Below are 17,988 nucleotides of genomic sequence, written 5' to 3' on the forward strand. Positions count from 1 at the left end.
ATTTAAACCACAAAATCATTAAACATTCAACAAACAAACCCTAGTGTTTTAGCAATTTAATTATAAATAATTAAATTATATTTACTTTAATGAATTATGATTATTGATACTTTTTAAGTAATTTTGTCGCCTAACATGACCCATTCCAGATTATGATTAAAGAAAAAAACAATTCTACGTTGACTTTCGAAGATTTCAAAACTGAGGTGTTAAACGACTACAAAATTGCCGTAACCAGCCGCGAATGTAGTCTTTTAGGGCGTAAAGAAGTATTGACAGGAAAGGCCAAATTCGGAATATTTGGTGACGGAAAAGAGGTTCCACAGCTTGCTATGGCCAAGGCTTTTAAAAACGGAGATTTCCGTTCCGGCTATTATCGCGATCAAACCTTTATGATGGCAATTGGAGAATTAACTCCAAAACAATTTTTTGCCGGTTTATACGGTCATACCGATTTAGATTTTGATCCAATGTCTGCGGGCAGGCAAATGGGCGGTCACTTTGTAACACACAGTTTAAACGAAGATGGCTCTTGGAAAGATTTAACAAAACAAAAAAATTCAAGTTCAGATATATCTCCTACAGCAGGCCAAATGCCAAGATTACTTGGTTTGGCTCAAGCTTCAAAAATTTACAGAAATGTTGATGGCATCACTATCAAAGAAAAATTCTCTGTAGATGGAAATGAAGTAGCCTGGGGAACAATTGGAAACGCGAGTACATCTGAAGGCTTATTTTTTGAAACTATAAACGCTGCCGGAGTTCTACAAGTTCCGATGGTGATGAGCGTTTGGGATGATGAATACGGGATTTCGGTTCACGCAAGACATCAGACCACCAAAGAAAACATCTCTGAGATCTTAAAAGGATACCAACGTGATGAAGATTCAAAAGGATATGAAATTTTCAGAGTAAAAGGCTGGGATTATGCCGAATTGGTTTCTACTTACGAAAGAGCAGCAGCAATTGCACGCGAGGAGCATGTTCCGGTTTTAATTCACGTAAATGAATTAACACAACCTCAGGGACATTCTACTTCAGGATCACACGAACGTTACAAAAACGCCGAAAGACTGGCTTGGGAAAGAGATTTCGATTGTATCCGCCAAATGCGTTTATGGATGATTGCAATTAATATTGCTTCTCCTGAAGAATTAGGCGAAATTGATTTTGAACTTAAAAAAGAAGTTCTTGAAGCTAAAAAAGAGGCTTGGAACTCTTTTATCAATCCAATTATTGAAGATCAAAAGAATCTTTTGGTTTTATTGGAACAAATTTCAAGTGCCAGCATCAATCATAAAGATAAAATTCAGAAATACATCTCTGAATTAAGCGCTATAAAATCGCCTTTGAAAAAGGAAATGCTGGTAATCGCCAGAAAAATATTGCGTTTTATTGAAGTTCCAAACAGTAAAGTTTTATTGTCTGAATGGATCAGCAATTACATCGAAACCACACAAGAGAAATTCAGCAGTAATTTACATTCGGATTCTGCTCAAAATGTATTTTCTGTACAGAAAGTACTTCCTGAATATGACGATAATGCCAAAGCTGATTTAGATGGCCGAATGATTCTTCGCGATAACTTCGACGCCATATTCAGTAAATATCCGGAAACCTTAATCTTCGGAGAGGATGTTGGAAACATTGGTGATGTAAACCAAGGTTTAGAAGGAATGCAGGAAAAATACGGTGAACTGCGTGTTGCCGATGTCGGAATCAGAGAAGCCACTATTATTGGTCAGGGAATTGGAATGGCTTTAAGAGGTCTGCGTCCGATTGCTGAAATTCAATATTTAGATTATTTATTGTACGCTATTCAGATCATGAGTGATGATTTAGCAACCTTACAATACAGAACTGTTGGGAAACAGAAAGCTCCCTTAATCATCAGAACCCGCGGACATCGTCTGGAAGGTATATGGCACTCCGGTTCTCCAATGGGAATGATTATCAATGCAGTTCGTGGAATTCACGTTCTGGTTCCAAGAAACATGACACAGGCTGCCGGTTTCTACAATACTCTTTTAGAATGTGACGAACCTGCTTTAGTAATCGAATGTTTGAACGGATACCGTTTAAAAGAAAAAACACCACTTAATTTTGGAGAATTCAAAACACCAATCGGAGTTATTGAAACACTAAAAGAAGGTGCTGATATTACTTTAGTTTCTTACGGGTCTACTTTAAGATTGGTAGAACAAGCAGCAAACGAATTATTAGAATTAGGAATTGATTGCGAAGTAATCGATATCCAGTCTTTACTTCCGTTTGATGTTAATAAAGATATCGTAAAAAGTATCGCTAAAACAAATCGTCTTTTAGTAATTGACGAAGACGTTCCGGGTGGCGCTTCAGCATTTATCTTACAACAAATTCTTGAAGAACAGGATGCTTACAAATATTTGGACAGTAAACCACAAACTTTAGCTTCAAAAGCACACAGACCTGCTTACGGAACAGATGGGGATTATTTCTCTAAACCTTCTGCCGAAGATATCTTTGAAAAGGTTTACACCATGATGAACGAAGTGAATCCTACTAAATATCCTAGTTTATACTAAAGAACTAAGGCTTAAATAAAAAAATCCCCTGAAGAAGAAGTTATCTTTTTAGGGGATTTTCTATTTGTTTTAGGTTTGAAGTTTCAAGTTTCAAGTTTCAGGTTTCAAGTTTAAAGCGTCAGTTTTCAAATCTCACAACCCACAACCCACATCTCACAACTCACATCTCACAACTTCAGCCCTATATATCTCTCAAAATAGCCCTGGCTTTTTCTAAATCCTCCGCTGTATCAATACCGATACCCACATGCGTCGTTTCAACCATTTTAATGCGCTTACCAAATTCCAGATAGCGAAGCTGCTCTAATTTCTCTGAAGCTTCTAAAGACTTCATCGGCAGGCTATAAAAATCCAGTAAAGCTTGTTTTCTAAAAGCATAAATTCCGATATGTTGAAAATAACGCACCCCAACATCTTTGTCTCTTGGATACGGAATCACAGAACGAGAAAAATACAAAGCAAACTGTGATTGATCTACCACTACTTTTACGTTATTCGGATTGTTGATTTCTTCTTCATCGGTAATTTCGCGCATTAACGAAGCCAAATCAACTTTACGATCGGGATCGTTCTTAAAAGCATTTAAAACCTGTTCTAAAGGTCCCGCTTCAGTGAAAGGTTCGTCACCCTGCACATTCACTACAATATCCACATCCAGATTCGCTACAGCCTCGGCAATTCGATCACTTCCTGATTCGTGTTCTTTGATGCTCATAATGGCTTTCCCACCATTAGAAACAATTTCATCAAATATTAAATCCGAATCGGTTACTACAAAAACGTCTTCAAATAATTTAGTTGCGACTGCGGCTTCATAGGTTCTTAAAATAACGGTTTTGCCTCCCAAATCCTGCATGAGTTTGGCTGGAAATCGTGTAGAAGCATAACGTGCCGGAATAACTGCTATTATTTTCATTTTTGACGGTATTAATGGTGTTGAAATTCTAAAAAACAAATATACCTATTCAACATCAGGTTTTAAGAATATATCGAAAACATATTTCTCAAAAAATCATAACATTTTCCTTAAATAACTAGGATTAAATATTTTACAAAACATTCTTTCATGTGCAAAAAAAAATTATTTTTATGCAAAAAAAAATTATGACAGCAACTTTCCGTATTCTTTTATTTTCTTTCTTTTTAATTACAACTACTGTTTTTTCGCAAAAAACAAATTCATCTATCCTAAATTCTTTTACAAATCGGGTGTTTAAAGGAGAAGGCTATCGACCTATAGGCGATCTTAAATGGAAATTCAAAACGGAAGGGAAGATTTTCTCCTCTCCCATCACCAAAAACGGAATTTTATATGTTGGTAGTGAAGATGGGTATTTTTACGCCATAGACGAAAAATCCGGAAACCTGAAATGGAAATTTAAAACAAATGGAGCTGTTCACAGTTCGCCAAGTATTTTAGAGAATACGATATACTTCGGAAGTTTTGACGGTCATTATTATGCCGTAAACCTAACGACCGGAAAAGAACTTTGGAAATTTAAAACGGGTGGCGAACACTTTTATCAGGAAACCGGAATGTGGGGCATGAAGCCGCTGGATGTGGTTATGGATGATTTATGGTCCTTTTATTTGTCTTCACCGGCTGTGTACAAAAACAATAAATCGACTTTGGTTGTATTCGGAAGCAGTGACGGAAATGTGTATGCTGTTGATGCCAAAAAAGGACAATTAAGCTGGAAATTCAAAACCAATGCTGCCGTCCATAGCACGCCAATTATCGACAAAAACACATTATACATTGGGAGTTGGGATGCTGATTTGTATGCCCTAAATTGTGATACCGGAAAACTAAAATGGAAATTCGAAACCGGAAAAAAACAAGGTTTCAAAGGCATCCAGTCTTCGGTTGCCGTTGCAAATGGCACAGTTTATCTTAGCGCCAGAGAGCCTTACATTTTTGCTGTAGATGCCGAAACCGGAAAACTGCAATGGAAATACGATGCCGAAAATTCATGGATTTTAAGTACAATCGTTATTAAAAACGATATTCTTTATGTAGGTACCTCAGATACTTATGCTTTACTGGGCCTGGATGCAAAAACAGGAAAAGAATTACTGCGTTTTGAGACCAAAGGATATGTGTACGACACCCCTGCAATAGCCGGTAACACTGCTTATTTTGGAGATTTTACAGGAAATTTCTTTGCGCTTAATTTACTTTCTTCCGGGAAAGAATTTAATTCTATAAGTACCGAGAATCGAAAAGAAAATGCTGCTAAAATTTTAAATAATAACAAACTAGACGCTTTGTATGTCGCCAAAGATTTTGATTTGTCTCTTTACAGCGAAAACAAAAAGATTATGGATGAATTTTACAAACTTGGTCCTATTGTTTCATCACCGTTTATTAGCAATAATAGCGTTTATTTCGGAAGTGCTGACGGGTATTTGTATGCGTATCATTTGCAGAAAAGTAAATAGCTAAGTTTCTATTTTCTAAAAATTTCTCGCAAAGTCGCAAAGACGCAAAGTTTTTTTGTTCACGCAGATTTAGCAGATTAGGCTGATTTTTTTTGTTTTTCGCAACAATTCGAATAAATCAGCTGAATCTGCAAAATCTGCGTGAAAAAATTTCTCCCAGATTAACTGTAAACACCGTTTTTACGAATTATATCAAATCAGTTAAACTACATAATTTTTAAAGAAGTCATACTCAGAGAACCGGCTAGTAATTTATCATTAAACAAACTCAGTTCTTCTGATTCTTGTTTTAATCCTAAAGTATAGAGCAAAGGCAAATAATGTTCCGGAGTTGGAATCGCTAATTGAACCGCTTTGCTCCTCTTTTCGAAATCAATTAAAGGTTGAAAGTCACCATCTAATAAATGAGTATTGATCGTTTCACGGGCTTCGATCGCCCAATCGTAACCATAATTGTCTTTATCAAAATTCCTGAAATCAACCAAACGCAAATTGTGCACGATATTCCCGCTGCCGATGATTAAAACACCTTTATGACGCAATGCCTGTAACTTCTGAGCCAGTTCGAAATGATATTGTCCCGATTTGGTATAATCAATGCTCAATTGCACGACGGGAACATTTGCTTCCGGATACAAATGTTTGATCACACTCCAGGCACCGTGATCCAGCCCCCAGTGTTCGTCCAGGTCTACCGGAACCGGTTCTATTAATTTCTTGGTTTCGTAAGCCAGTTCGGGACTTCCTTTTGCGGGATATTGTACCTCAAAAAGAGCTTGTGGGAAACCTCCAAAATCATGAATAGTTCGGGGCATTTGCATTGAAGTTACTTTGGTTCCATTGGTGAACCAATGCGCCGAAATACACAAAATAGCATTGGGTTGCGGTAATGTTTTGGCCAGATTTCGAAAACCCGTAACAAACTGATTTTCTTCAATGGCATTCATTGGGCTGCCGTGTCCTAAGAACAAAACCGGCATTTTATCGGTATTCGAAAATGTCGATAAAATCGAATGTAAATCGTTTAGTGTTGTCATGATCCTCTTGTAAATTTAGTTTTGCCACAACCCGAGCGATAGCGAACAGGCGAAGCAATTGCACGAATTGCACGAATTAACTATCCTAAAAAAACTTGTGCTTATTTTTGTCATTTGCGACAGAAGATTATTCCTCGAAACTCTCGTCTTTGAACCCTATCAAATATAGCTTATTTTTTGCACGTGTCATAGCGGTATACAACCATCGAATATAATCGCGATCAATTCCGTTTGGCAAATACGGTTGTTCTATAAAAACCGTGTCCCACTGCCCTCCTTGTGATTTATGACAGGTAATTGCGTACGAGAATTTTACTTGTAAACCATTAAAATACTCATTGTCTTTTACCTTTTGGAACTTCTTGTACTTTGTAGTTTCTTCCTCGTAATCCTTCATCACTTCTTCGTACAAACGATTGGAGTCTTCATAGGTTAAGGAAGGAGATTCGCTTTTTATAGTATCTAAAATCAAAACGGTTTCAAAAGGCTTCTGATCCGGATAATCGACCATTCTGATTTTTACTTTCGCAAAAGTAAATCCGTATAATTCTCTGATTCCGAAAAGTTCCAAAACTTCAATAATATCACCATTGGCAATAAATCCGGCTTCATCGGTTTCTTTTAGCCAGAAATAATTGTTCTTCACCACCATTAGGAAATCACCAACCGAAAGTTCACTTTCTTTAAACAAAATCCTGGTTCTGATCTGTTCATTGTATTGATTTGCCCTTTTATTGGAACGTACTATAAAGGCAGTATCTTCAATACTATAATTACTGTAGGCCGTATTTATAGCATCCTGAATATCGTAACCGTCCGTAAGTCTGACAATGTCTTTGAACTTTTTTACGTTGAATTTAAATTCTGTCAAAAACGATTCTTTCAGCAGTTCCCGCAATTCCGTAGCGTTGTACAAAATCCCTGAACTTTCTTCCTGACGCATTACCTCATCGAGTTCGATATGTTCAATTTCTTTATCGTAGTGCACACCCAAAGTATGTATGTCAAGCGCCGGACTAATATCTAAATTTACAGGAGGTAGCTGAGCTGTATCTCCCAAAAGAATCATTTTGCAATTGGTTCCGGAATAAACATAAGATATTAAATCATCCAATAGTGATCCGTTATCATACAATTTAGAATCCGAATTACTGTCGGATATCATCGAGGCCTCGTCGACTATAAAAATGGTGTTTTTATGTTTGTTGACTTGTTTGGTAAAAGCCACTCCGCCACCCGAAGACTTTTTAGGGAAATATATTTTTTTATGAATCGTAAAGGCAGGCGTATGAGAGTAATTGGCGATAACTTTTGCTGCACGTCCGGTTGGAGCCAGCAAAACATACTTTTTATTGATATCTCCCAAGTTGTTTACAATGGTTGAGATCACAGTTGTCTTTCCCGTTCCGGCATATCCTTTTAAGACAAAAATAGTGTTGTTGTCCGGTTCTGTTAGGAAAATTGCGATTTTCTGAAAAAAAATATCTTGTTTATAAGTTGGAGCAAACGGAAATCTTTTTTGCAAAACACCGTAAAACTGTGCTGAATTCATAGGAAAAATTTGAACTACAAAGTACGGTTTTTTTAGCGTCAATGCCAATTTCAAAAATCAGTTTTGCTCATAAAGTTTTCAAAAAAGAGAAAACAAAAACCGATAGTTAGCTAAAACATAACACACACGTAACTTTAACAAAATGTTGTTTTTTGAAATTGCAATTATTATTGTTGCTTTTTAATTTGTAAGTTTGTCTTTTAATTAAATTCTTTCTTGACACTACAACTGGTAACAAATTGTAAATCAAATTATGCCATTTCAAAACACTAATATAACATCAAAAAAATACAAAAAACTTTCTATTCAGGTTTCGCTGAACGGATTTTCGTTTTGTTGTTTTGATACGCTTAATAATACCATTACTTCGTTTAATGAAGTCGAGTTTACGCCTACACAAAGAGGCTCTAAAATAGAAGAATTGTATAGTGATGCTTTTAAAAAACATCCCGAACTAAAAGATACTTACGATACTATAGTCGTAATCCATACCAATAATCTCTCTACTTTTGTACCGACGGCTTTGTTTGACGAAAATTATTTAGGGAGTTATTTACAATACAACACCAAAGTTTTTGAAACTGATTTTTTTACGTACGATCAGATCACCAACTACGAGATGAATACGATATATATCCCGTATGTAAACATCAATAATTTTTTGATTGATGAAATTGGCTCTTTCGATTACAAACATTCGAACAGTATTCTGATTGAAAAAATACTGGAAGCTTCCAGAAATAACGACGACAAAAAAATGATCGTTAATTTTAATCCGGATCACTTCGAACTGATTGTAGTACAAAACCAGAGACTATTGTTATTCAATTCTTTCGAGTATCAGACTCCGGAAGATTTTATATACTATTTGCTTTTTACAGCAGAACAATTGAGTTTGAATCCCGAAAGTTTTCAGCTTGAATTATTGGGAACCATAACCAAAAACGATCCTTTTTATGCCATTGCGTATAAATACATTCGTAACGTTGCTTTTTTAGATGTAAGCACTTTACAAGAGAAAAACAGCTTTTCTACAGCTCAGAATCAAAAACATTATATTTTATTTCAATCATGAGAATCATATCAGGAAAATACAAAGGACGCCGCATTTTTCCACCAAAAAACCTTCCTGTAAGACCTACAACTGACATGAGTAAAGAAGCATTATTTAATGTTCTGAACAATCATTTTAGTTTTGACAGCTTGAAGGTACTGGACTTGTTTTCAGGAACAGGTAACATAAGTTTTGAGTTCGCTTCCCGCGGAAGTGCTCCAATTACTTCTGTTGACGGAGATTTTGGTTGCGTAAAATTCATCAAGCAGGTTGCATCAGAATACGATTTTGATATTGCTGCAACAAAAAGTGATGTTTTCAAATACCTTGAAAACTGTAAAACCTCTTACGATATCATTTTTGCCGATCCGCCTTACGGTTTAGATCAGGCTACTTTTGAAAAAATAGTCTTAACGGTTTTCGAAAGGGATTTACTTCACGACGATGGCATGATGATTATTGAACATTCAAAATATACCAAATTAGAACATCTTAGCAATTTCTCTTTTCAGAAGAGTTACGGAGGTTCTTTTTTCAGTTTCTTCGAATTAAATTCTACCGATGACGACGAAGAGCTTGTAGATGATGCATCAAACAAAATTACAGAAGAAGACGAGGGATAATTAGTTTCTTTTTTAAGCATACGAAGTGGCTGTTTCATTCTGAGGCAGCCATTTTTTGCTTAATGGCCCTTCCTTTGTCATTCCGAGGTATGAGGAATCGTACCCAATTGGAACGGAGTTTCTTGTGTGATTCCTCGTGCCTCGGAATGACAACTGAACGACTAAACGACACAACAACTGCCTTTTACTGGAATGACAAATGAACAACTAAACGACTACAATTCCCCTTCGTCGGAATTGACGAGCGACTACTACTCTCTAACGAATCCTGCTCTCACTCTCATTTACGCTTTTCTCTTTAAATTCACTCTCTTTAATCCTTCCGAAAGTATAGCGAAGTGCGATCGAAATTTCGTTGGCATCTACCAAATAACGGGCTTTCGAACTTATATTATTAATGGTAAATCGCTCTGCATAAATCATATTTTTAAAAACATCATTATAACTCAAAGTACAGTTCCAGTTTTTACCAAACGTTTTTGTAAGCGACATGTCGAGAATAAATTTTGCATTTCGCTCAAAAACACCTTCTTTTCGTTCCGTTTCTCCCCAAAAAGTGAGTGCAAAAGTAAACGCTCTCGGAAGTTTGAATGTATGATTTGAATAGTAATACAAATAGGGTTTTGAAGAATTGTATAAAGCCGAATCATCCATGACTTTGTTTTTAATGAAGACCAAAGAGTTTGTTGTACTCCATAATTTATAAGTAAAGGGCAGAGTAAAATCAACCGTAAAACCTGTTTCCTTGTTAAAATTAATATCTGTAATCGTCAATATATCGGTCTGTTCATCAAAAACGAAACTTGAATAGACAGGATTTTTATTTTGATAATAACTCAATTTGAACGATTTATCGTGATACTGGAAAACGGTAGAAATTTCATCAGTAAATGTCGGACTCAGATTGATACTACTTCCGTACAAAAAATAAGGATTTATATAAGTAGTTATCTGACTTAAAGAAGAATAGTTAGGTCTTATGATGCTTTTCGCATAATTTACATTGATACTTTTTGTACTGTCAACCGGGAAAGTCAACTGGGCTTTTGGAAAAACATTCGTATAATTTTTATCAATTGGTTCAGTAAGGTCGGTTTGAAATTTCCCGTTTGCCTTTGTATTCTCAGCCCTAATCCCGGCAGAAAAATCGACCTTACTAATCTTCCCCGAAAACTGAGCATAAACAGCCAGATTTGCTTCTTCGAAGTCATAATCTACTTTGGTATTTGTATTATTTTTAAAATTAAAAATAGCAGCATCCGATTTAGAATTTGCAGCTAAATAAAGGGCGCCAAATTCCAAATTCATTTCATTTTTAAACTTTTTCTCCAAATCAACCCGTCCGGAAAAAACATCAACATTAAATTTCTGATTTCGGTTTTGTGCTAGCTCCAACTGGGTATCATTGAAATTATTTTCGACTAAGCTCCATAAGTGCTGATTAAAATTAGAATATTGAAAACCTGCAAACAGTTGTGTATCTATAGCTCGTATCTTTTTTGAATAATTTACGAATGCGTTTACAAAGTTCTTTTTACTCGAATTATCACTTAAAGTAAAAATGGTGTTTTCATCCTTTTCTTTTTTATTATAAGTAAAGGTATTGATGTCAAAAGTATCACTCTGCAATCTGCCACTGACTGTAATCGAAAAATAATCGTCTTCATTGATTTTATAAAATAAACCTCCTCCAAAAACATATTTATTCCTTTTTGTATTAGCCATTACATTATAATCGGAAACAATTGAGGCCTGCGGAATCTGATAGTCAATACTATGCATTTCCCAGGGATTCAAACGGTTGTAATTAAAATTGGCTTTCCATTCGAAATTATTCTTTTTAAAACTGGAATTAAACCCCAGATAATTGTTATAGTTCTTTTTAAAAGAAGCTACTTCAGAAATTTCAGTTCTAAAACCGTCTCTTTTGCTCAGTTTTCTTGTTACGAGAATCACGGCGCGACCTTGCGCTTCATATTTAGATGACGGATTCTGAAGAATTTCAATCGTTTTAATATCAGCGACAGCCAGCGCATTCAAATCATTCATTTCAACCTTTTGATTGTCGATATAAATCAATGGATTTCCTTTACCGACAATCGAAATACTTTCACGATCTGAACTAATCTGAACCGACGGCAATTTTGACAATAAATCAATCGGATCCGGAATCGTATTGTAGACAGAGTTGGCAACATCAATTTTAATATTTCCGTTTTGATTGGAGAAAGCTTTTTTATCCGTCTTTATCAGGACTTCGTTCAACTTATTAGAAATACTGTCCTTAGGTGTTTCCGTTTGCGCATAACCGACCGCAGAAAGACAAAAAAGCAATACAAATAAAATAATTTTAAAAAACAGGCACGTTTTCATTCGTTTAAAAGATTTTGATTTAGAGCTACAAAAATGCTTCGAATGCGACGTTCTGAAAGTTAATTGGAGGTTAATGCGACGTTAATGCTCAAATTGTAACACAAAAGCTTTATTTTTGATTCGAATTCCTTTTGGTATGAAACAAAGAATCAATTTATTAATCACACTTTCGGTTGTCGCCTTGCTTGTTTTATCAGCAGTACAATGCTATTTAGTTAAAACGACTTACGATTATAAAGTAGCGCAGTTTCACACCGAAATCAAAAATGAAATTGCCAATATTTCAAATAATTACAGCGATATTGATTCGGTTATAGTTGGTAAAAAAGAAGCGCATTACAAAGGATTAATTCAAAATTACATTCAAGGAAAAAGAACCAAAGCTGAAATCAAAAACGGAATCCTTGAAAATGAATACCGAAATGCTTTAACGCAGAAAATTCAACGCAAATTCGAAAGGGAATTACCCAATCTGAAAATTGATTTTGCTATTGTACTGAACAAATTTGTAGTATATCAAAACACTAAAAAAGCGGACACTATCTTCGCTCAAAAGCCTTTTATCCAAAACAAATTATACGGCAATCTGGCTTCGTTAAACCATGCTTTTTTAGTTCGTAACTATGTCGGAACAACAAACGGATCATACAAAAATCAGGAGTATAAATTACTGACCGAAGACTCAATGTATATCTCGGTAATCGATTGGGAAATGATCATTTTTAAAAGAATGACGATTGTTTTACTATTGTCTTTGCTCTCTATTCTCACCCTGATTACCCTTTTTGTTATTGCGATTAAAGCTTTAATCAAACAAAAAAAGGTAAGCGATGTCAAAACCGATTTCATCAATAATATTACACACGAACTCAAAACGCCTTTGGCCACTTTGGGTATTTCCACAAAAATATTAGAGCAGAAAAACATTCGTGAAAACGATGAAAGCTTTACCGCTCTTGTGCATACGATTTCACGTCAGAACAATCGTTTACAAACGTTAATCGATCAGGTTTTGGCCAATTCATTAGCCGACAATGAAATCGAATTGCAAAAAGAAAAGATAAACACCGAAGATTTTCTGTTTGCCATTATAGAAGATTTTAGAATTGGATATCCAAAAATCACCATTGAAACGGATTTCAGAACAGAGAAAACGATGTTGGCTTTAGATCAATTTCATTTGACCACTGCTATTCTAAATGTATTGGAAAATGCTGTAAAATATGGTTCCAGCACGATCTCTATAAAAACTAAAAATCATCAAAACCAATTTTCAATCAGCATCGAAGATAACGGAATCGGAATCTCAAAAAACAAGTTAGGATTACTTTTTGAAAAATTCTACCGTGTAGAACAAGGCAACTTACACAATGTAAAAGGCCTGGGATTAGGTTTGTATTATGTGGATCAGATTGTAAAAGCGCATCAGGGCTCTATTGCCGTGATTAGTGATTTAGGGAAAGGTTCTGTATTTACCATTATGTTTAAAGTTTAAAGCCTTTTCTATTGAAAAAAATACTTTTAGCCGAAGATGATTTTGATTTTGCCCATGTGCTGAAACAATATTTAGAACTTTATAAGTATGAAGTAATCTGGGCAGAAGACGGCACAATAGCGCTGGACCTTTTTAAAAATCAAAGTTTTGATATTTGTGTTTTTGATGTGATGATGCCCAAACTGGACGGGTTTTCACTTGCGGAAAAAATCATCAAAATAAACCCCGAAATTCCTTTTATTTTCCTAACCGCCAAAAGACTAAAAGAAGACAAAATCATTGGACTGAAACTCGGTGCAGACGACTATATCGTAAAACCTTTTGAGGCCGAAGAACTGATTTTACGTTTGCAAAACATCTTAAAAAGAAGTCAGCAAAAGAGCCTTTCAACTGTCACAGAAGAAATTCAAATCGGACTGTATCTCTTTAACACCAAACGACTGACTTTAAAAATAAACCATCAAACGCAACAACTCACGGAGAAAGAAGCTGCTTTGATTCAGTATTTTTACGTCCATAAAAATCAATTACTAAAAAGAGAACAAATCCTGAAAGCGATTTGGAACAATGACGATTTTTTCTCAGGAAGAAGTATGGATGTTTATATCAGTAAAATTCGAAAGTACTTTAAAGATGATGCTGCCATCAGCATTGAAAGTATTCGAAATATTGGAATTGAGTTTAAAATAGAATTCTTGTAACCTACAGCTTTGTTTAACCGCAAAGAGCGCAAGGATTTTTTGCACTTATCACAAAGTTTTTCACGCAGATTTAGCTGATTTAGCTGATATTTTTCTTTTGTGACACTATAGCCTTCCAATCGCATAATGGCCTACTGAAGAAGTAAATCTACATGAGAAAATACTCAGCAAACATAAGAGCTGGTAAAACTTTATCCAGACAGCTGTTTTTTATCTTAGTGAACCTTGCGGTTAAATTCCGGTATATTTTTTTTAAGATTGTTTTTTAACAGAACTGCAAAGCAAAATTATCAGCTAAATCTGCAAAATCTGCGTGCGTAAAAAACTTTGCGCCACCAATTGCTAAATATAATTTTTACGAATTACAGCCCAAAGGTTTGTTATAATTTCTTCTTCCCAAACCCTAAATAATAACTAACTCCCATACCAACCGTATTGGTATTGTATCTACTACTGCTGTTATTTATATCGGTTAGTGGTTTCCCCAGATTAACTCCGTTGTAATAGGCATTTATAGCAACCGTATCATAACTTTTATCCGAAAGCACAATATCTATTCCTACCCCGATTCCTATGGACTGCTGCCATTGTGTAAGGGTTTCCCTTTTTGTAACCGATTTTTCGGGATTACTTTGATTGATAACCGTGTATAATCGTTCCGCCTCAATTTTAGAGACATTATATCTTGGTAATATCTGAAGGAATACATCTCCTGCATTTACTTCGGTGCTGTACAATGCAATCTTTGGTGTAATATTATAATTTACAGCATTAACTTTTTTACTGCTTACATCCAAAATAGTTCCATTATTATCCAACCTATTATAATCTTCCAGGCTGCCAAAAAAATAACTCAGTCCGACTTCGGGTTTAAAAAAACGATGCATTTTGACTTCAACACCGCCACCAAGTTCTCCGAAACTATTACTTTTGAAATCCGATGCTGCATAAAGTCCAAAACCGGCATAAACTCTAACGTATTGCGCATTTGATTTTATACAGAACAAAATCAATAAAAGGTAAAATACTTTTTTAATCATCTTTTATTCTCCACTTAGTTTGTCAAAAACCAATTGATACGTTGGCGTCTCAACTTCGTACTTCAAACCTTCTTCTATTACAAATTTGGTCAAGGAATTCAATTCTATATTTCTTCCGGCCAACAAATCACGATGCATAGAGGAAGTGGTGTCCGGCGGAGTTTTTTCGAGTTTTAAAATGGTTTGCATAATAATATCTTCCGGAAGGTTTAATCCTTTTACGGCAGCTATCATTGTTATTTCATTCATCAAAGAAACATATATATTTCTCGCTTCCCTATCTTCCAGAATCTGTCCGATATTGTAATCCAAATAACAAGTTGCTGATGCCAGCACCGAAATAAACACAAACTTCTCCCAAACGGTATCTTCGATATTATCTACTAAATGACTGTCTACTCCCGCATTTTTAAAAATAGTCTGTAAAGCTTTCATTTTAGAAATCGAAGCACTGTCGGAACCAAAAAACAATCTTTGCAAAGCACCTACATTATGAATAACTCCGGGCGAGGTAATCATCGAAAAAATATAAACACAGCCATCCAGAACCTCATTGTCCGGAAAAAGAGTCCTGATGCGCTCAGGAGCATCAACACCATTGTATAATGGAAGAATAACGGTATTTTTTGTAATACACTTTTTTAAGCCCAGCAGACTTTCTTCAATGTCATAGGTTTTGGTAGCACAAATTAAATAATCGAGTTTCCCGATAACCTCGGGATCATTTGAAACTACTTTAGGAAAAACAACAGTCTCCGATTCTTTCGTAATAATTTTCAATCCAGATTCCGCTATTACCTTAAGTGTTTCGCCACGGGCAATAAAAACAATTTCAACTTCTTCTGATTCTTGATAGGCTTTTGCTAAAAGTCCACCGAAATAACCGCCCACACCACCTAATCCTAAAATTCCTATTCTTGTTTTCATTGTTTTTTTGTTTTTTTTACTTTTTCCTGTCAATTTCGACGTAGGAGCCTACCTGTTAGTTGTCATTCGACGAAGGAGTCCACTTGTTAGTTGCCTTTCGGTCAACGAAGCGCGAAATACACAATCCTTCTTTACTCCTCCAAGACCGGTTCCAAATTCAATTCTGTAAAATCACGTTCGCTTTTAGAAATCACAATTGTTGCTACTGTATTTCCTATCAAATTCGTAATGGCTCTGGCCTCACTCATAAATTTATCAACTCCAAGCAAAAAGGCCAGTCCTTCAACGGGAATTTTATGAATCGCGGTCAGCGTTGATGCCAAAACAATAAAACCGCTTCCTGTAACGCCAGCCGCTCCTTTAGAAGTAATCATCAGTATGCCAATAACACTCAGAATTTCGAAGAAACTCAAATGAACATCGTACAACTGCGCCAAAAATATCACAGCCATTGATAAATAAATCGAAGTGCCGTCCAAATTAAAAGAATATCCCGTCGGAATTACCAAACCCACCACTGATTTGCTGCAACCCATTTGTTCCAGTTTAACCATAATACTTGGCAAGGCAGCCTCAGAAGATGAAGTTCCGAGAACTAATAAAAGTTCTTCTTTGATATACTTTAAAATCGACAAAATACTGATTTTATAATATTTCAAAATACTACCCAGAATCAGGAAAACAAATAAAAACATGGTCATATAAACGCATAACATCAACTTCCCAAGCGGAATCAAAGTCTGCAATCCAAATTTACCAATCGTATACGCCATTCCACCAAAAGCGCCCAGCGGAGCGAGGTACATCACATATTTTAATCCTGTAAAAACTACTTTGGAGAAACGTTCCAAAACCAAAATAGTCTGTTCTCTTTTTTGGTAAAAATTCAATCCGATTCCACAAACAATCGCCGCAACCAAAACCTGAAGCGTAAAATTGGAAAGGAAAAAATTCAGCCACGAAAAATTGTCCGCAGCATGATTGGTATACTGACTTGCATCTTGCAAGGCCAATCCTGTTTTGTCAATTTTTCCCGGTTTAAGAATATAAGCAACTGCAACGCCAATAGCTAAAGCAATGGTTGAAACTACTTCGAAATAACCTAAAGCTTTGACTCCGATTCGGCCTACTTTTTTAAGATTCCCCATTCCGGAGATCCCTAAAACAATAGTCAGAAATATGATGGGGCCAATAAACAGTTTAATGATATCTACGAACGTTTTGCCGACAATTTCCATTTTCATTCCGTTTTGCGGCGAGAAATGTCCCAGTAAAACACCGGCAATAATCGCAATCAGAACCCAAAAGGTCAAATTGGTTACAATGACAGAAAAAGTACTTTTTTTAGGTTTATTTGGAAGATTTGAAGTAGTTACATTCATGAAGTTAGGTTAGATAGTTTCACAAATATATAAAAAATGCAGACCTATAAGCCGGATTCTGTCTCTGATACATCAGAGCCTTATCATTTATCTAGACTTACAATTACTCATAAGCTCAAGCTACCTACCCTTCAACAACGGACGAGAAGCCCTTAAATGCTGATATACTTGGTATTTCACCGCATAGAGTTTACCTGGTTTCACTACAGCATTACCTGTACATACTTTCTGTTGCACTTGTCCTTGCCTTATTGCTAAGGCCGACGGGTGTTACCCGCTATGCTTCTCTGTGGTGTCCGGACTTTCCTCCCCTCACCTAAGCGAGCGACGATAAGGCGGTCTGCGGGGCAAAAGTAGCAATTTATAATCGAAGAATCCCGCTTTTAAAATTTAGATTTTCACTTTAAAATCGCAACATTTTAATTTTAAATTGGTTATCTTTAAAATCCATAATTTTAAAATTCAATTATCATGATTAGAATGTATCATTACGCAACTGTTTCAAAAGCTTTAGATCAATTGAATGAAAAAGGATTTACCTATGATTTTAATTTAAACTCAGACGCAATTAAAAAAAATCCTGAAAAATTTGAAATTGTACATGTGTATCGATACGAAGGGGAATCAGACCCAGGCGATGAGGCAGTTGTTTACGGAATAAAATCAAACTCAGGCAAAAAAGGCGTTTATGTATCCGGGTTCTCGGTAGATACCGATTCCGAAACCGCTAAGATACTAATCGATTTAAGCATCAAAGGCAGGTGATTTTAAAAAATCAATTTTATATTTTTCAGAAGT

14 protein-coding genes and 1 other RNA gene are annotated in these 17,988 nt (G+C 35.7%); 7 read left to right on the top strand and 8 right to left on the bottom strand.

What is annotated here, in order from left to right:
* Positions 1 to 152 precede the first annotated feature (152 nt).
* Positions 153 to 2,564 (top strand): alpha-ketoacid dehydrogenase subunit alpha/beta, encoded by a 2,412-nt coding sequence (locus G3A47_RS14375; protein WP_166923497.1) that lies wholly within the window; start codon positions 153 to 155, stop codon positions 2,562 to 2,564.
* Between the two features lie 181 nt (positions 2,565 to 2,745).
* On the opposite strand, the gene kdsB is transcribed toward G3A47_RS14375, so the two are convergent.
* The gene (kdsB, locus tag G3A47_RS14380; RefSeq protein WP_166923499.1) at positions 2,746 to 3,480 is read right to left on the bottom strand and encodes a 3-deoxy-manno-octulosonate cytidylyltransferase; all 735 of its coding nucleotides are present in this window, start codon (positions 3,478 to 3,480) and stop codon (positions 2,746 to 2,748) included.
* Between the two features lie 173 nt (positions 3,481 to 3,653).
* Between kdsB and G3A47_RS14385 the strand changes: the two genes are divergently transcribed.
* Complete coding sequence (locus G3A47_RS14385) at positions 3,654 to 5,006, top strand: outer membrane protein assembly factor BamB family protein (protein ID WP_243860467.1); 1,353 nt, start codon at positions 3,654 to 3,656, stop codon at positions 5,004 to 5,006.
* Positions 5,007 to 5,212: 206 nt separating this feature from the next.
* On the opposite strand, the gene ygiD is transcribed toward G3A47_RS14385, so the two are convergent.
* Both ygiD and G3A47_RS14395 read right to left on the bottom strand, forming a co-directional pair.
* Positions 5,213 to 6,043: a 4,5-DOPA-extradiol-dioxygenase gene (ygiD, locus tag G3A47_RS14390; protein WP_166923501.1), complete on the bottom strand. Its 831-nt coding sequence runs from the start codon at positions 6,041 to 6,043 to the stop codon at positions 5,213 to 5,215.
* 127 nt (positions 6,044 to 6,170) lie between these two features.
* Positions 6,171 to 7,595 carry an ATP-dependent DNA helicase gene (locus G3A47_RS14395; RefSeq protein ID WP_166923503.1) on the bottom strand — a complete coding sequence of 475 codons (1,425 nt, stop codon included), beginning with the start codon at positions 7,593 to 7,595 and terminating at the stop codon, positions 6,171 to 6,173.
* A 253-nt stretch (positions 7,596 to 7,848) separates the two neighbouring features.
* Between G3A47_RS14395 and G3A47_RS14400 the strand changes: the two genes are divergently transcribed.
* On the top strand, positions 7,849 to 8,670 hold the full coding sequence (locus tag G3A47_RS14400; RefSeq protein WP_166923505.1) for a DUF3822 family protein: 822 nt from the start codon (positions 7,849 to 7,851) through the stop codon (positions 8,668 to 8,670).
* Entirely contained in the window at positions 8,667 to 9,272 is a 606-nt protein-coding gene (locus tag G3A47_RS14405) for an RsmD family RNA methyltransferase (RefSeq protein ID WP_166923507.1), read from the top strand. The genes G3A47_RS14400 and G3A47_RS14405 overlap by 4 nt, the downstream gene beginning before the upstream one ends.
* A gap of 258 nt (positions 9,273 to 9,530) precedes the next feature.
* Here G3A47_RS14405 and G3A47_RS14410 read toward each other — a convergent pair whose 3' ends face one another.
* A complete protein-coding gene (locus tag G3A47_RS14410) occupies positions 9,531 to 11,645 on the bottom strand; it encodes an outer membrane beta-barrel family protein (RefSeq protein WP_166923509.1) in 2,115 nt (704 codons plus the stop codon).
* Positions 11,646 to 11,781: 136 nt separating this feature from the next.
* On the opposite strand from G3A47_RS14410, the gene G3A47_RS14415 reads away from it, so the two are divergent.
* Entirely contained in the window at positions 11,782 to 13,140 is a 1,359-nt protein-coding gene (locus G3A47_RS14415; RefSeq protein ID WP_166923511.1) for a sensor histidine kinase, read from the top strand.
* Between the two features lie 11 nt (positions 13,141 to 13,151).
* Complete coding sequence (locus tag G3A47_RS14420) at positions 13,152 to 13,841, top strand: response regulator transcription factor (protein ID WP_166923513.1); 690 nt, start codon at positions 13,152 to 13,154, stop codon at positions 13,839 to 13,841.
* 380 nt (positions 13,842 to 14,221) lie between these two features.
* On the opposite strand, the gene G3A47_RS14425 is transcribed toward G3A47_RS14420, so the two are convergent.
* From G3A47_RS14425 to rnpB, 4 genes are all read right to left on the bottom strand, one after another.
* A complete protein-coding gene (locus G3A47_RS14425; RefSeq protein ID WP_166923515.1) occupies positions 14,222 to 14,881 on the bottom strand; it encodes an outer membrane beta-barrel protein in 660 nt (219 codons plus the stop codon).
* A gap of 3 nt (positions 14,882 to 14,884) precedes the next feature.
* Positions 14,885 to 15,808, bottom strand: coding sequence for a ketopantoate reductase family protein (locus tag G3A47_RS14430; protein ID WP_166923517.1), 924 nt, complete (start codon positions 15,806 to 15,808; stop codon positions 14,885 to 14,887).
* 131 nt (positions 15,809 to 15,939) lie between these two features.
* On the bottom strand, positions 15,940 to 17,190 hold the full coding sequence (locus tag G3A47_RS14435) for a cation:dicarboxylate symporter family transporter (protein WP_166923519.1): 1,251 nt from the start codon (positions 17,188 to 17,190) through the stop codon (positions 15,940 to 15,942).
* A gap of 31 nt (positions 17,191 to 17,221) precedes the next feature.
* Positions 17,222 to 17,537, bottom strand: an RNA gene (rnpB, locus tag G3A47_RS14440) — RNase P RNA component class A.
* A gap of 124 nt (positions 17,538 to 17,661) precedes the next feature.
* Between rnpB and G3A47_RS14445 the strand changes: the two genes are divergently transcribed.
* Entirely contained in the window at positions 17,662 to 17,955 is a 294-nt protein-coding gene (locus G3A47_RS14445) for an SH3 domain-containing protein (protein ID WP_166923521.1), read from the top strand.
* Positions 17,956 to 17,988 lie beyond the last annotated feature (33 nt).

Source organism: Flavobacterium poyangense (genome assembly GCF_011751075.1).
In the GTDB taxonomy this organism is placed as follows: Bacteria; Bacteroidota; Bacteroidia; order Flavobacteriales; family Flavobacteriaceae; genus Flavobacterium; species Flavobacterium poyangense.

Excerpts from the sequence above, each read along its gene's own strand:
- G3A47_RS14375 (WP_166923497.1), top strand. The coding sequence starts at position 153 with ATGATTAAAGAAAAAAACAATTCTACGTTGACTTTCGAAGATTTCAAA.
- kdsB (WP_166923499.1), bottom strand. The coding sequence starts at position 3,480 with ATGAAAATAATAGCAGTTATTCCGGCACGTTATGCTTCTACACGATTT.
- G3A47_RS14385 (WP_243860467.1), top strand. The coding sequence starts at position 3,654 with ATGCAAAAAAAAATTATGACAGCAACTTTCCGTATTCTTTTATTTTCT.
- ygiD (WP_166923501.1), bottom strand. The coding sequence starts at position 6,043 with ATGACAACACTAAACGATTTACATTCGATTTTATCGACATTTTCGAAT.
- G3A47_RS14395 (WP_166923503.1), bottom strand. The coding sequence starts at position 7,595 with ATGAATTCAGCACAGTTTTACGGTGTTTTGCAAAAAAGATTTCCGTTT.
- G3A47_RS14400 (WP_166923505.1), top strand. The coding sequence starts at position 7,849 with ATGCCATTTCAAAACACTAATATAACATCAAAAAAATACAAAAAACTT.
- G3A47_RS14405 (WP_166923507.1), top strand. The coding sequence starts at position 8,667 with ATGAGAATCATATCAGGAAAATACAAAGGACGCCGCATTTTTCCACCA.
- G3A47_RS14410 (WP_166923509.1), bottom strand. The coding sequence starts at position 11,645 with ATGAAAACGTGCCTGTTTTTTAAAATTATTTTATTTGTATTGCTTTTT.
- G3A47_RS14415 (WP_166923511.1), top strand. The coding sequence starts at position 11,782 with ATGAAACAAAGAATCAATTTATTAATCACACTTTCGGTTGTCGCCTTG.
- G3A47_RS14425 (WP_166923515.1), bottom strand. The coding sequence starts at position 14,881 with ATGATTAAAAAAGTATTTTACCTTTTATTGATTTTGTTCTGTATAAAA.
- G3A47_RS14430 (WP_166923517.1), bottom strand. The coding sequence starts at position 15,808 with ATGAAAACAAGAATAGGAATTTTAGGATTAGGTGGTGTGGGCGGTTAT.
- G3A47_RS14435 (WP_166923519.1), bottom strand. The coding sequence starts at position 17,190 with ATGAATGTAACTACTTCAAATCTTCCAAATAAACCTAAAAAAAGTACT.
- G3A47_RS14445 (WP_166923521.1), top strand. The coding sequence starts at position 17,662 with ATGATTAGAATGTATCATTACGCAACTGTTTCAAAAGCTTTAGATCAA.